This window comes from Pararhizobium sp. LjRoot238, assembly GCF_964252955.1.
Lineage (GTDB): Bacteria > Pseudomonadota > Alphaproteobacteria > Rhizobiales > Rhizobiaceae > Pararhizobium.
This window is the reverse complement of sequence record NZ_CAXUPP020000005.1, coordinates 116,953-131,337: the sequence shown is the minus strand read 5'-3', so window position 1 is coordinate 131,337 and position 14,385 is coordinate 116,953. Positions and strand designations below refer to the sequence as shown.

The following is a 14,385-nucleotide window of genomic DNA, read 5'->3' as shown; positions in this document are numbered from 1 at the left end:
GTAGTCAGAATTCGAGCCTCAAACGAAACCGCGCCTGATGCCGAACTGCTCCAGCTTGCGATAAAGCGTAGGGCGCGATACGCCGAGCCGCTGGGCAACCTTGCTGAGATTGCCGTGTTCGGCTACCAGCGCATTCCGGATCGCCTGTCGCTCGGCATCCTCAAAGCTGACGACAGGGGCATCATTTCCCTTACGCTCGTCTGTTACCGATGCAATTTGGCCCTGTGTCGGTTCAGCTATGTCGGTGGGCAGATCCTCGAAGCCCACGAAGCTGTTGTTCGAAAGCAGATGCAGTCGTTCAACGAGGTTTCGCAGTTCGCGGACATTGCCGGGCCAGCGGTAGGCGAGCAGTGCGTCCAAGGCGTGGTTTGAGAAACGGAGCGGCGCGCTTCCCTTGCGATCGGCGAGCTTGCGATTGAAATGCTCGATCAGCAACAGGCTGTCGCTGCCGCGATCCCGGAGTGGCGGAACATGGATAGACACTGTGCTTATCCGGTAGAACAGATCCTTGCGAAAGCGACCATTTCCAACTTCTGCCTTGAGATCTCGGTTTGTGGAGGCGACAAGCCTGACGTCGACCGGCCGCAGCCGGCTGTCGCCTAGTCGGTTGACCGCTCTCTCTTCGAGCACACGCAATAGAAAGGGTTGCATATCCAGCGGCATCTCGCCAATTTCATCAAGGCTTAGGACGCCCCCATCGGCGAGCTCGAAAACGCCAGGTTTGCCGTCCCGGGACGCCCCCGTGAAGGCGCCCCCAACATGGCCGAACAGCTCGCTGCCAAACAACTCCTTTGTTATGGCGCCGCAGTTGAGGGCAATGAAGGGACCGTTGGCTGATTTGCGGCTTGCGCTGTGAACGAGCCGCGCAAACAGTTCCTTGCCGACGCCCGTTTCGCCTTCGATCAGGAGTGAGGTTACATCCTCCGATTCGCCGATCTTGCAGGCGATATCCACGGCATTTCGCAGGGCTTCGCTCTCGCCGATGATGAGCGCGCATTCATCTTTCAGACGCTGCGACGTGGTTCTGCTGCCAATCGAGACGGTTCTGCCGTCACCAGTTTTGGGAAAGACCAGGGCCGCGCCGCGGACATCCCCATCAAGTTCCAGAGGGCAGACATGCCAGGATTGCATATCCTGGGGCAGGGCGGTCGAAACGCTGTCGAGAAAGCCGGAGTTGCTCAACTCCGGCAAACGACAGCGCCTGGCGTCCTGGCGGATCGTGTCGCCGAATCGCTTCCTCTCCGAGATCGGCACATTGTTGCTGTATATGGCGCGGCCATGGCGGTCGATGATCATGACGCCGTCGTTCGAACGATAGTTGCTAGCCGACGCTATGAAGGCCTCCAGCAACCGCATCCGCTCTTCATTCTGCGAATCCGCGAGCGCCCGTTCAATTTCCCGAGCGGCAGCCGTAACGAGGGCGATGTTGTGTGGCCGGAAAATATCAGGATGGCCCGAAAGATCGACGACCCCAATAACCTTACCATCAAAAGGATCGCGGATCGGCGCTCCGGCACAGGTCCAGGCTTTTATCCCCGCGCAAAAGTGTTCGGCGGCATGGACAAATACGGGCTCCCCTGTCCAAAGGGCGGTACCTATGCCGTTGGTTCCAACAACATCCTCGGTCCACTTCCCTCCAACCCCGAGATGAATATCCATGCCGTCGTAGATCGTCTTCTTGTCGCCGATGACGTCGATCAGCACCCCTTCGCCGTCGGCCAGCATCAACATTGCGCCTGTGCCGTTCAATAGCCTCCCGATCGCCTCGAACGGACGGGCTGCTGCTGCCAGCAGTTCCGAACTGCTTCTGGCAAGGGCCTCGACTGCATCCTTGTCTGTCTCGATCGGCGCCTCGTTGCGCTGTGCATCGATACCGCCATTGGCGCAACGGTGCCAGGAATCGTTGATCGTCAATCTGACGGGCAACGAGGATCGCGCAGGCTCGATCCTGCCCTCCAGCAGCGACTCCCAAGCGCGCATCGTCATTCGCTCATCGTAGGCGGAACTCAAAATCGCATCGCCGGTCATCAAGCCGCCAATCGCCGAAGGTTTGGCCTTTGCTGGATTTCCCGGTGTATATGAATTTCGGCTCATACGGCTATTCACATTCCACGTTCGAGGGAACTGGCGTCAAGCTGAGTTGGCGGGGGATAGAGGTGTGCCTCTCGTCCTCAAGTCTCGGGAGGAATATCAAGCCGCAGACCGATATCGGCCGCCAGATCCGCGTCGCCGTAGGAAGATCCCACCACGACACCGTCCATATCCGCCAGGGCTGCGGCCATCGACTCGTCGAGTGGGCCGATGTATCCATTAGCCTTCGTCGCCAATGCGAACATCTTCAGGCCTCGCCGGTCGCGAATGTCGCCGAAATGTTGCAGTTGTCGCCCACTTGTGACATCGACGCTTATCACGCGACCATTAGCGGTAACGCGGATTTTGGGTTCCGCTGCGGGGACCGGTGCCGTCCCACCCCCGATATGGATGATGAGGCCTTCTGCCTGTGGGGCCAGTTTCGGCTTTTTTGATTCCGAGTAGCGACCACCGCTAAACTGGTCGGCAAGCTTCGTGATGACGCTGCGGTTTTGCTCTATCAGCCGACGGACTTGCGCGTCCTCCCGACGCGGTCCGTCCTGCTTCGAAAATATCTCGACCATGAACCCTCCCAGATTCTGCCTGCCTGCGTTTTCGCATCGTATTGTGGCAAAAGCCTATCACATTTTCAGACATCAACCAGCAGGTATCTTATACTGAGGAACCCCGGAAAGGTGGTATCGGGCTGCGGCGGGGCCGATTGTTTTGACGGTTATAGTTCGAGGAACTCCGATCCGAATCGCCATGGGGCAGGGATTTTTCCGGTAGAGAGGAGCCACCCACCATGGACGAGATTGCGACAATCGGGCTTGATATCGCAAAGAATGTTTTCCAGCTTCATGGCATTGACGCCGATGGACAGGTCGTCCTGCGCAAGTCGCCGCGACGCGGGCAGATGCAGCCATTCTTCGAGAAGCTTCCTCCCTGCCGGATTGGCATGGAGGCTTGCGCGACGGCCCATCACTGGGCGCGAACGCTCATGGAAGCTGGCTATGATCTCCGGCTGATCCCACCAAACTATACCAAGCCGTACCTGCGACGGCAGAAGAATGATGCCGCTGATGCTGCGGCCATCTGCGAAGCGGTCACACGACCGTCGATGCGGTTTGTCCCGGCAAAGAGCCAGGACCAGCAAGCGACACTGATGCTGCACAGCGCACGCGAGCTTCTGATTTCGCAACGGACTGCGCTCATCAATGCCTTGCGTGGTCACTTTGCCGAGCTTGGCATTGTCGCACCGCAAGGAGCCCGGAATGTCCGGCAGTTGATCGCAATCCTCGACGATGAACAACACAGCCCGCAGGCCGTTCGCGTTGCCCTCGTGCCCTTGGCCGCGGCATTGACAGAGATGGAGGCCCAGATCGCAACGCTCGACAAGGCGATCCTTACCGCTCATCGCAACAACGATGTCAGCATCCGACTTGCGACCGTGCCCGGGATAGGGCGTGTCATCGCTACTTGCCTTTCCGCCAGCGTCTCGGATCCGAAGTTGTTTGACGGCGGACGTGAGTTTGCAGCCTGGCTGGGTCTTGTCCCCAGGCAACACTCAACCGGCGGCAAACCAAGACTGGGTTCCATTTCCAAGATGGGTAACCGGCATTTACGCAAGCTCTTGGTGGTTGGCGCTCATGCAGCACTCTACAGGATGAAGAAGGGGACGACTGATACACGCCTCTGGCGAACTGGGCGCGTTGTCTGCTCTCAAGAAAACCCTTCAAACTTGTCGCCGTCGCCCTCGCCAACAAAATGGCCCGCATCGCGTGGGCGATTATGGCGAGGAACAAGAACGACTATCAGCAGGACTTCGCTCCCGGCCATAGCGCTCCGGTCTTGGCGTAAACACACTGAAACGAACAAGCGTTACCTTTGCCTTATACCAACGTGAGCGATCTCTGACTCGTTTTTGCGGTTTCCAAATCAGTTGAAGTCTGAATCTATGTCGCAAACGGAGGTTTGCGGATGACATTGGGAATTCCACTGCGCGATGACTTCGACGGTTTTGCCCTGCGGGCATTGGCCAAAAATGCGAAGGACGCGGCACAGGCTCGGCGTCTTCTTGCCCTTGCCGAAATCTATGATGGCCATTCACGCAGCGATGCGGCCAGGATCGGAGGCGTGACCCTGCAGATTGTTCGCGATTGGGTTGTTCGCTTCAATGCGCGTGGTCCGTCAGGGCTCATCAATGGCAAAGCGCCTGGCAATCAAGGAAAGCTTTCCGACGTGCATCGTCAGGCTCTGGCAAAGATCGTCGAAAGTGGCCCGATACCAGCGGTGCATGGCGTCGTTCGCTGGCGGCGCAAGGATCTTGTTCAATGGCTTTTCCAGGAGTACCGGATATCCGTCGATGAAACGACCATTGGCCGCGAATTGAAGGCGTTCGGCTTTGCAAAGCTGTCTGCTCGCCCGCGCCATTACGCCCAGAACGAAGGCGACCTGGAGAGTTTAAAAAAAACTTCCCCGCCACGTTGGCAGCCATCAAAAGCAGGCTCCCCAAGAACGTCGCGATCGAGCTCTGGTGGGCCGACGAAGCTCGGATAGGGCAGAAGAACAAGATCACCCGGCGATGGGCACGCAAGGGGACAAGGCCTTCGGCACCACTCGATCAACGCACGATGTGGACGTACATCTTCGGAGCCATCTGCCCCAAGAAGGGCAAGGGTGCGGGCCTTGTTCTTCCCTACTGCGACACCAGCGCCATGAACCAGCATTTGCTCGAAATCAGCCAGGCTGTCGATGAGGGTGCTCATGCCGTGCTGATCGTTGATCAGGCTGGATGGCACGTCACGCCGAAACTCATCGTCCCCGACAACATCACCTTGCTATTCCTGCCGCCGCGCTCGCCCGAATTAAACCCCGTCGAGAACGTGTGGCAATTTATGCGCGATAACTGGTTGTCCAACCGGATCTTCAAGGACTACGAGGACATCGTCGCCCATTGCTGTGACGCATGGAACAAGCTGGTCGCACAGCCGTGGAAGATCATGTCGATCGGAATGCGCGATTGGGCGCACCGGTTTTGATTAGCGCTCGTTGGTATTAGCGGCACAACAGTTGGCGGAGTGACAATGGCATGATGTGACAGCATAGCGGAATGGACCGCACGAACCGAAGAACCCGCGGTGATGTCTTGCGCAACAACAGCGCGATAATGTGATAGGGATCGGATCAAGCGGAAAACATCAAGGCCAGCGGTCATCACGTGCCGCACAAACAGGCCGGAGACATGACTGCACCCGACCCGCAAAGCTCAAACATCGTCCAAAAGCACATTGCCAAACGGGCGCCATCCAGACATGACATCACCGTCCCAGTTGCTCATACCGGAGCACCAGATTGATCACTCGGGACTGTCCCACGCGCAAAACCTTCTGCCCGGATTGCGACATGCCCATCGGTCAGCTCTTGACCGATCCCGCCGTCATGCCAGCCAGGAAATAGCGTTGGGCGACCAGATAGAGCACCAGCAGCGGAAGAGATCCGAGCACGCTCATCGCCATCATCTCGTTCCATTCGAAGGCATGCTGGCCCATCAGGAGCTGGATGCCGATCGGGACGGTTCGCAGGTCCATTGATTTCGTCAGCGTCAGGGCGAAGAGGAATTCGTTCCAGGCAAGCAGAAAAGTGTAGACGCCCGTGGCGACGATGCCGGGCACAGAGATGGGAACGATCACCCGCCAAAGAGCCGTCCAACTCGATCCGCCGTCCACCAGCACTGCTTCGTCCAGTTCCTTTGGCAGAGTGTTGAGGTAACCGGTCATCAACAAGATCGCGTAGGGTAGGGTGAAGACCATGTAGGTCAGGATCAGCGCCAGATATGTGTCGAAGATCCTGAAGGCTACCACCATTCCGAAGTAGGGAATGAGGAGGGTGATCGGCGGAACGGTCTGCGTACTGATGATGAAGATGTTCAGCGTGTTCTTGAAGCGGAACGAATAACGGCTGAAGCCATAGGCGGCCAGAATGGCGACGATGAGCGTCAGAAGCGTGACGACGCCGGCGACGAAGTAGCTGTTGATGAAGAACCGAACCTTCACGGGGTCATTGAAGATCGTCAGATAGGCCGAGATCGTGAAATCGTCCGGCAGCAGCCTCGGCGGAAGGGCGAAGATTTCGGTGTTCGATTTCAGCGAGCTGAAGAACATCCACACGATCGGAAAGGCGGCGAAGACCAGACCGATCGCGAGCCCGACATAGGTCAGGAGGGTCGGCAGCACCGAGTTTTTGAAAGACCGCTTTGCCATGGGCTTTACCTGCGCTGCTGATGCTTGATGTAGAAGTAGGTGACGCTCATCGAGATGACGAGGATGATCATCGCGCTCGCCGAGGCCAGCGAGAACTCATACTGGGCGAAGGCGAGTTTGTAGGTGAATGTGCTCAGCACTTCGGTCGAATAGATCGGACCGCCGCCGGTCGTCATCCACACGAGTGGGAAGACCTGCATCGTCCAGATGAAATCGAGGAGCGCGATGCTGATGATAATCGGCATCAGTTGCGGAATAGTGATGTACCAGAATTTCTCCAGTTCGTTGGCGCCGTCGATGCCGGCGGCCTCGTACAGTTCCTTCGGAATGCCCTGAAGGCCGGCGAGCAGGCTGACCATGTAGAGCGGATAGCCGGCCCAGATGTTTGCGAACGTCAAGGCATGGATTGCGGTGCTCGTGGAGGAGAACCACTCGACCTTGAAGTCAACGATATGGAGGGCCATCAGAATGCTGTTCACGACGCCGTTCGGGTCGAGCAGCAGGCGCCAGATGATGGCGATGATGACGGCCGTGAACAGCCAGGGCAGGATGTAGAGGACACGCAGGACACTGCGAATGAGCGGATCGACGCGGTTTGTATTCAAGAGCAGCGCGAAGGCGAGGCCGATGATGAAGTGGAAGACCACGCTCATGACCGTGAAATAGAGCGTCTGGACGACCGATTGCCAGAAAACCGGGTTCCCGAAGATCGTGACGTAGTTCTGCAGCCCGACGAAGGCGGCACCCTTCTTCATGATGGCGCCATCCATCAAGGAATAGCGGAACACCATCGCCATCGGAAACAGCATCAGCAGAACGAGAAGCAGCGTGGCCGGTGAAACGTAGAGATACGGCACCAGCTTCCTCAAAGTGGTGTAGCGAAGCTTACCCTTCCTGCGCGCTTTCGTCGGCGCGGCGACCAGAGCCGAAGCGGAACGATTCATGAGGCCTGACTTTCCATTCTACCGAGAATTGACGAATTGCACCGGCAGCGCGGAGCCGCTCTGCCGGTGACGGTGAAAGCGCCGTGCCTAGAACTTGGCGAGCCAGGCCTTCTGCGTATTGGTAGCAGCATCCTTGGCGGACTGCGCACCGTCAAACATCTTCTGAACTTCGACATTCATGTCGCGCATCAACTCTTCGGCAACCGGAAGGCCGACGAATTCGTTGGCCGGATAACCGCTCTGGAAAATTTTGAAGGCTTCAGCGAAGATCGGGTCGGAGGCCACGAAGTCCGGCTTTGCGTGGACGTTGCCGGGGAAGGCATTGGCGATCGAAACGAGGCGGCCGTTCACGTCCGGGCTCATCAGAAATTCGACCAGCTTCCAGGCTTCTTCCTTGTGCTCGCTGCCTTCGCTGATCCCGATGCCCCAGGATGCGTAGGGCATGCCGCGCTTGCCGGTGTAGCCGTCAGAAGCCGGCAAGGCAGAGATGCCGAAATTAAGCTGCGGATTGCGTTCGCGGATGAGGTTCACGTGGGCGAGCGAGTCGACCATCATGCCGACGCGACCGTTGACGAATTCCTCGACCTTGTCCTGCTCCTTCTTGGCGAAGATACCGGGCGATATGACGCCTTCCTTGTTGAGGGATCCAATATACTCGAGCGTGCCGACGACAGCGTCGTTTTCGAGGTCCGGCTTGCCGTCCTTCATCATAGAGGCGCCCGAGGCCCAAACCCAGGACATCACGTCGTTCTGGATGCCGCTCGGCGACTGCAGCGACAGCGGCAGGACCCAACCGTATTGGTTTTTGGAGGCATCGGTCATCTTCTTTGCGGCTTCGGCGAATTCCGTGCGCGTCGTCGGCATCTTGTCGACGCCGGCTGCCTTGGCGAGATCCATGTTCACGAAAACCGGATAGACGAAGGAGGCGAGCGGGAACATCACGCTTTTGCCCTCGACCTTGACGATGTCGGTGATCTGGCTCTTGTCGTAGTTCGCCTTATCCATCAGTTCGTCCATCGATGCGATGGCGCCCTGTTTGGCAAGACCGTTGACCCAGGCACCATCGAGGCCAACCACGTCGCTGAGCGTACCGGAAGCGGCGCCGACGACGATCTGGTCGCGGGTCGTGGCATAAGGGCCGCTGACGAGCGTCACCTTGATGCCGGGGTTCTTGGCTTCAAAGTCGTCCATGATGCCACGCAGCGCGCCGGCGGGCATTTCGGGCTCCCACCACTGGATGAATTCGATTGTGGTGTCGGCGAATGCCGACGTGGCGCAAAGCATCCAGGCAGCCGCGGCGGCCTTCATCGTCATACTGAGTTTTTTGAAAATCATATCTGCCTCCCATTGGACTTTCAGCGGATCGATCCTCCCAGATCGCAGCAGAAGTAGGTTCCTTGAGGCCCCTACCTGTCAACGAGGAACTGCGATCGAGGACCGTGTAGGTGCCATTTTTGTGCATATTTTGCATATAACTATATGATATAAAATAATAAAAAAAATTTGCGCGCGGAAATTTTTTTGCGCTATATTTATAGCTTGTGACGCATTATTTCTTTACTTTCGTAAGCAAATGAAAGTTTACTCAATAAATCGAAATGCGACCGCCGTGCCGGCTTCGTGGCGAGCCTTCGTGATTGGCGGTCGAAACGAGTGGCTTGCAGCCGTGAGGCGTCGGAAATGCTACCGGACGGGTATTTTCGCTTTTCGCAAGAACGGGCGATTTGGGTATCGCGTGACGTGAATACGACCACTGCAATCGCCGACTTTCGTCAGGGACCAGTACGTTTTATCTATTGCGTAATTTTGCGCGACATCGGATTTCTGCTGCGCGAGCGAGTTCGATTTTTAGCCCGCCTAGCGTGTCGTCCTGCAAGTCGGTAAGGAACTGAATGGCCAAGAAGAGTTACAGATCGATGGACGACTTCGCGAGCGCATGTGGCGTTTCGCGGCCGACGCTGTCGAAATATTTCGACGATCCGACCCAGGTCAAGGAAGTGACCCGCAAGCGCATCGAGGCGGCGCTGAAAAAATCGAATTTCGAGCCGAACCTTTTTGCGCGGCATCTCAATCGCAAGCGGACCAAGAATATCGGCATACTGGTGCCGACCATGTCGGATCCATTCTATGTGCAGGTCGTGTCGCTGATCGAGCTGGAATTGCGCGCAAAGGGCTTCTGGCCCGTACAGCTCTCCTCCCACACGCGGCCCGAACTGGAGGAGGAGGCCGTGCGGACGCTCCTCTCGCTGAAGGTCGCGGGTGCGGTGGTAGCGCCATTGGGTGCCGGATCGCGCCGGTCGGCGCTGGAACGCCTGACCGATGCGATCCCTGTCGTCTGCTTTGATAGTCCCGCCAGCATCGACCTGCCCTTTGTCGGGAACGACAATGCGCAGAGCGTTGCGGCCATCGTCCAGTATCTGTGTCGCTCGGGTGAGCCACCGATTTTCCTGGAAGTGCCGCACCTCACCGAAAATGCGGGCGAACGGCAGGCGAGCTACCGCGCCACCATGATCCGGGAAGGTCATTCGCCGCTCGTCATCGATTGCGAGGCTCCACCCTCATGGGAATTCGAGCGCCTCGGCTACGAACAGATGCAGCGGATCCTCGCCAAGGGCAGCCTGCCGGGCAAGACGCTGCTGTGCGCCAACGACCGGTTCGCCTTCGGCGCGATGGCGGCCGCGTTCGCTTCCGGGCTCAAGATTGGTCGCAGTGATTCCTGCGACGTGCGCATTGCAGGCCACGACGATCATCCGCTGAGCCGCTACACCTGCCCGTCGCTGACGACGATGGCGCAGGATGCCCCCGAAATTGCCGCGAAAGCCGTGGAGCTTCTGTTGAAGCGTCTCGATGATGAGGACGACGACCGGGCGGTGGAGACGAAGAGAGTGATCCTCGAAGCGACCCTGGTGATGCGGGAGTCCGCCTGAGGCCGCCCTTCGCCAGTTACGGTGTCAGGGGCCGAGGGCGGGGTCCATGCGGCGCCACGCTGCCGCAATGGCTTCCAGGGCCTCTTTCGCCTCCGGTATGGCGCGTCCCATGGACACGAAGCCATGGATCTGTCCCGGCCATATCCGACACGTGGCTTGTGCCTCCGCTTCTAGTCGCTTCGCATAGGCAGCGCCCTCGTCGAACAGCACGTCGTATCCGGCAAGGACGACGAACGCCGGAGCGACGCCTGCAAGCGACGCTGCGTTAAGCGGCGAGGCGCGCCAGTCCAAGCGGCTGGCGGCGTGCGGAAGGTAGTGGTTCCGGAACCATGCCATCGCGGCTGCCGTCAGGCCGAAATCCTCGGCATAGCGTCTGTAGCTATCCAGCACCTGCTGCTGATCGGTGACGGGATAGATCAGCACCTGACCGATCACCCCGGGGGCGTCTCCATCCCGTGCCATGAGCGCGACGACGGCGGCCAGATTTCCGCCGGCGCTGTCGCCGCCGATGATGATCCGCGCCGGGTCGATGCCGAGGGTGTCGGCGCGATCCTTCATCCAGACGAGTGCTCCCGCGCAATCCTCCAGCGCCGCCGGGAAAGGATGGTCTGGGGCCAGGCGATAGTCGGGCGAAAAAACGACAGCGCCGACCGCATTGGCGAGGGAGCGACAGATATCCTCATGGGTCTCCGGCGTGCCGATCACCCAGCCGCCGCCGTGGAGATAGAGCAGGGCCGGGGCACCCTGCTGCGGTGCGCCGCGGCCCCGCCAGATCTTCAGCCTGATGTTGCCGGCATACTCTTCCCGCGTCTCATCCACATCTTCTAGCGGCCATTGAATCTGTGCGAAACCGTCGAGATACTGCGCCCGCGCCTCAACCGGCTGGCAGCGTTCGATCGGGATCTGCGGGTCGCCCGGCCAAGCGAGGGCGCGCTTTGCGGATTCGTCCAGTATCGTCATGCGAGCAGACTTCTCGCTTCGTCTTCCTTCAGTTCCTTCGGCTGCTCGACCGCGCCGGAGATGGTCTGGGCGATGCCGGTTTTGCCCGCGCGCAGGATCGCCTCCATGATTTCGAGCACATGCAGCGCGAGATCGCCCGAAGCGCGCGGCGGGCGGCCCTCGATGATCGCCCGCGCGAGATCGGCGAGGCCGAGCATGCGGTAGTTGGCGCGGTCCGGTGCCGCGATCGGCCAGTTGATAGCACCGAAGAGTTCGCCGGCGGTGTCCGTTTCCTGCCATGGTGCGCCACGACTGGAAAGCGCGACGACGCCGCCGAAATTATCCGGGTCGGGCAAGCGCAGCGAGCCTTCGGTGCCATGCAGCTCGATGGGATGATTGGAGTGGCGAAACACGTCCCAGGAGGCGCCGAAGGTGATGGTGGCGCCGCAATCGAATTCCAGGAGCGAAAGCACGCTGGTCGGGGTGCCGACCTTGAAGGTGGTGCCCTTCTTCGGCCCCTCCGCCGTGATCAGTCGTTCCTCCTGACCGCTCGTGGCGACGGCCTGCGCGCGGCGAACGGGTCCCATCAGATTGACCATCATCGTGAGGTAGTAGGGGCCCATGTCCATGACCGGCCCGGCGCCGCCCTGATAGTAGAAGCTCGGGTCGGGGTGCCAGTGCTCCATCCCGCGCCCCATCATGAAGGCAGACCCGGTTACCAGCTTGCCGATGGCGCCGGCTTCCAGTTGGCGTCGTGCACGGCGCCCTGCCGCGCCGAGGAAAGTGTCCGGAGCCGAGCCGAGTGCGAGGCCCTTTGCGGCCGCCGCATCGACCAGCTGCCTTCCCTCACGCGCCGTGACGCCAAGCGGCTTCTCGGTAAAGACATGCTTGCCCGCCGACAGCGCCCGCATGGAAACGTCGAAATGAGCAGCCGGAATCGTCAGGTTCAGAATGAGGTCGATGTTCTTGTCGTCGATAAGGGATTCGACATCCGTCGCGCGCAGGTTGAACTCCGCCGCGCGGCGCCTGGCCGCCTCCATGTTGAGATCCGCGCAGGTGGTGATTTCAACGCCGCGGAACAGGGGCGCATTGCGCATGTAGGCGAGCGAAATGTTGCCGCATCCGACCACGCCGATTTTGAGTTTCGTATCGTTCGTCTGTGTCATGTTGAAGGACCTGATCCTGCCAGTCTGCATGGGGGTTCCGAAACGGAACGTTGAATATAATCGCGAGAAACAAATTATATTGACGCACGATAACATTTTATCTTACGTAGTGACAAGGCGTTTGGAGGCGTCGATTTTCCGGGGAAATGCCGACGTAGCGGTTTCTGTCCAACCCTCTGCCGGGATGGGCTGCCTTTCCGACTCCAACGAAGTAGGCCCCTGCGGCGGCCCCGTCGGCGCAGGCCAAGACCGTCGACGCCGGTGCCGGCGTACTCATCAATCGAGAGGTCAGGACCAAGATATGAAGACTGCAGAATTGCAAATCGGATGCCAGACATTCACCTGGGAGATGTTGGGTGCGCGGTGGCCGGGCGGGCCGGATGACCTCGTGCGCGCAATCGCCGATGCCGGTTATTCCGGTATCGAGATCACCGACACGATGATCGGCCACTATGCGCTGCATCCCGCTGCCTTTGCCCGGACGCTTGCCGATGCGGGCCTGAAGCTGGTCTCTTTCGCCTTCGGTTCGTCCAGCGGCTTCACTCTGCCGGAAAAGATTGCGTCCGATCTCGATACCGCCCGCCGTTGGGTGGATTTCGCGGCTCATTTCCCCGGTGCACTGGTGTCGATGGGGTCGGCGACGGTCGTTTCGGATGGTTCGCGCGACGAAAAGTTCGCGATTGCGGCCGAATGCTACAATCGTTCCACGGAAATCGGGCGAACCGCGGGGGTTGCAGTCGCGGTGCATCCTTCCTCGCATCACAACACGCTTCTCTTCACCCGCGCGGACTATGATCGTCTGTTCACGCTTCTCGATCCGCAGGTTGGCTGGGTGCCGGATACCGGCCATATCCTGCGCGGTGGCCAGTCGATGGACGACACTCTGGCGGCACACCGCGCCCGTATCCGTTACGTTCATCTCAAGGATGTCGATGCAAGCGGTACCTGGGCGATGCTTGGCGCCGGCGTCTGCGATGTGTCGGCCGTAGTCGCGGCCGTCCGCGTGGCTCCGCTGTTCAATGGCTGGATCGTGGTCGAGGAAGAATCCGATCATGCTGGCAAGAGTCCGTCCGGCGCCGTTCGAGAGAATCGTGAGACGCTGCGCCGCTTTGGGTTCTAGCCGGCGACAGGCCGCCTGCAGCTCATGCGTAGCGGACTTCCACGCCCAGTTTTTCCAGGCGGTTGCGGATGCTATGCGGCATGTTGCTGTCCGTGATGATCAGATCGACACGTGACAGGGAAAAAGCCTTGGAGGATGCTCCGATATCCCATTTGCTGGAGTCTGCCACGAGCACGACGCGGCGGGCCATGCGCACCAGATTGCGCTTGGTGCGAGCGATGTCTTCCGACACATCGACGACGTCGAAGGCCTGATCGATCGCGTGGGCGCTGACGAAGGCCTGATGTGCAACGAGCCCGCCGAGTGCCTTGTCGGAATCCGAAACGATCGTGCTGACGGTGCTTGGAAAAACCCGGCCGCCGATCATGTGCACGTCGAGCCCCGGCCGATACATCAGATGCTGCGCGATATTCATGGCTGTTGTCGCCACGACCACATTGTGGACCGGTGGCATCTGCATGGCCACCTGCAACAGCGTGGAGCCGCTGTCGAAGACGATCGACTGGTTGTCGATGATCTGGCGGGCGGCCACCTGCGCGATCCGCCGTTTGGCATCGAAATTGCGCTGCATGCGCTCTTCAAAGGCGGCGGCCGGAGAATCGGCGGGCAGGGCGACCGCTCCGCCGTGGGTTTTGATGAGCTGCTTCTTGGCGTCCATGATTTCGAGATCGGAACGGATCGTCACTTCCGAAACCTCGAAGAATTCTGCGAGCTGGCGGGTGCGCGCCTGACCGACTCTTTGGAGTTCCAGCAAGATCTGATGCCGTCGCTGTTCTGCAAGCATGAATGACCCCGAATTGCCTCTGTTGACGATGAGGATTTCTTTCGAAAAACGAAAGACTGTTGTTCCGCATTTCTATTTCAGAAAAGCCAATAGCGATTTTTTTAGAGATTGGCACGTCAAAAATTCTCAAATAAGGTCGAAATGAAAGAAATCGAAATATTGAATGTTGTTTT

General features: G+C 59.1%; 11 protein-coding genes and 1 pseudogene. 4 read left to right on the top strand and 8 right to left on the bottom strand.

Annotated elements, in window-relative coordinates; genetic code table 11:
- Window positions 1-18 precede the first annotated feature (18 nt).
- Both ACSQ3F_RS28335 and ACSQ3F_RS28330 read right to left on the bottom strand, forming a co-directional pair.
- Window positions 19-2,094: a sigma-54-dependent Fis family transcriptional regulator gene (locus ACSQ3F_RS28335; protein WP_436103476.1), complete on the bottom strand. Its 2,076-nt coding sequence runs from the start codon at window positions 2,092-2,094 to the stop codon at window positions 19-21.
- Between the two features lie 77 nt (window positions 2,095-2,171).
- Window positions 2,172-2,654, bottom strand: coding sequence for a hypothetical protein (locus ACSQ3F_RS28330; protein ID WP_436103475.1), 483 nt, complete (start codon window positions 2,652-2,654; stop codon window positions 2,172-2,174).
- A 221-nt stretch (window positions 2,655-2,875) separates the two neighbouring features.
- Between ACSQ3F_RS28330 and ACSQ3F_RS28325 the strand changes: the two are divergent.
- Window positions 2,876-3,930, top strand: a pseudogene (locus tag ACSQ3F_RS28325) (IS110 family transposase).
- A gap of 120 nt (window positions 3,931-4,050) precedes the next feature.
- Window positions 4,051-5,111 (top strand): IS630 family transposase gene (locus ACSQ3F_RS28320; RefSeq protein ID WP_436103474.1). Its coding sequence is split into 2 segments (ribosomal slippage): window positions 4,051-4,516 and window positions 4,516-5,111, totalling 1,062 coding nucleotides; the frame shifts between segments, so codons are not numbered across the junction.
- Between the two features lie 375 nt (window positions 5,112-5,486).
- Here ACSQ3F_RS28320 and ACSQ3F_RS28315 read toward each other — a convergent pair.
- The 3 genes from ACSQ3F_RS28315 to ACSQ3F_RS28305 form a co-directional block, all read right to left on the bottom strand.
- Window positions 5,487-6,332 carry a carbohydrate ABC transporter permease gene (locus tag ACSQ3F_RS28315; protein ID WP_436103473.1) on the bottom strand — a complete coding sequence of 282 codons (846 nt, stop codon included), beginning with the start codon at window positions 6,330-6,332 and terminating at the stop codon, window positions 5,487-5,489.
- 5 nt (window positions 6,333-6,337) lie between these two features.
- Window positions 6,338-7,276, bottom strand: a complete 939-nt coding sequence (locus tag ACSQ3F_RS28310) for a carbohydrate ABC transporter permease (protein WP_436103472.1) — start codon at window positions 7,274-7,276, stop codon at window positions 6,338-6,340.
- An 87-nt stretch (window positions 7,277-7,363) separates the two neighbouring features.
- A complete protein-coding gene (locus tag ACSQ3F_RS28305; RefSeq protein WP_436103471.1) occupies window positions 7,364-8,611 on the bottom strand; it encodes an ABC transporter substrate-binding protein in 1,248 nt (415 codons plus the stop codon).
- A 557-nt stretch (window positions 8,612-9,168) separates the two neighbouring features.
- Here ACSQ3F_RS28305 and ACSQ3F_RS28300 point away from each other — a divergent pair.
- Window positions 9,169-10,203 (top strand): LacI family DNA-binding transcriptional regulator, encoded by a 1,035-nt coding sequence (locus ACSQ3F_RS28300; RefSeq protein WP_436103470.1) that lies wholly within the window; start codon window positions 9,169-9,171, stop codon window positions 10,201-10,203.
- Between the two features lie 24 nt (window positions 10,204-10,227).
- Here the strand turns inward: ACSQ3F_RS28300 and ACSQ3F_RS28295 are convergent, their stop codons facing one another.
- Together ACSQ3F_RS28295 and ACSQ3F_RS28290 are read right to left on the bottom strand one after the other, a co-directional pair.
- Window positions 10,228-11,163: an alpha/beta hydrolase gene (locus ACSQ3F_RS28295; protein ID WP_436103469.1), complete on the bottom strand. Its 936-nt coding sequence runs from the start codon at window positions 11,161-11,163 to the stop codon at window positions 10,228-10,230.
- The gene (locus tag ACSQ3F_RS28290) at window positions 11,160-12,308 is read right to left on the bottom strand and encodes a Gfo/Idh/MocA family protein (protein ID WP_436103468.1); all 1,149 of its coding nucleotides are present in this window, start codon (window positions 12,306-12,308) and stop codon (window positions 11,160-11,162) included. The genes ACSQ3F_RS28295 and ACSQ3F_RS28290 overlap by 4 nt, the downstream gene beginning before the upstream one ends.
- Window positions 12,309-12,609: 301 nt before the next feature.
- Between ACSQ3F_RS28290 and ACSQ3F_RS28285 the strand changes: the two genes are divergently transcribed.
- Window positions 12,610-13,428, top strand: a complete 819-nt coding sequence (locus tag ACSQ3F_RS28285) for a sugar phosphate isomerase/epimerase family protein (protein WP_436103467.1) — start codon at window positions 12,610-12,612, stop codon at window positions 13,426-13,428.
- Between the two features lie 22 nt (window positions 13,429-13,450).
- On the opposite strand, the gene ACSQ3F_RS28280 is transcribed toward ACSQ3F_RS28285, so the two are convergent.
- On the bottom strand, window positions 13,451-14,212 hold the full coding sequence (locus tag ACSQ3F_RS28280) for a DeoR/GlpR family DNA-binding transcription regulator (RefSeq protein WP_436103466.1): 762 nt from the start codon (window positions 14,210-14,212) through the stop codon (window positions 13,451-13,453).
- Window positions 14,213-14,385: the final 173 nt, after the last annotated feature.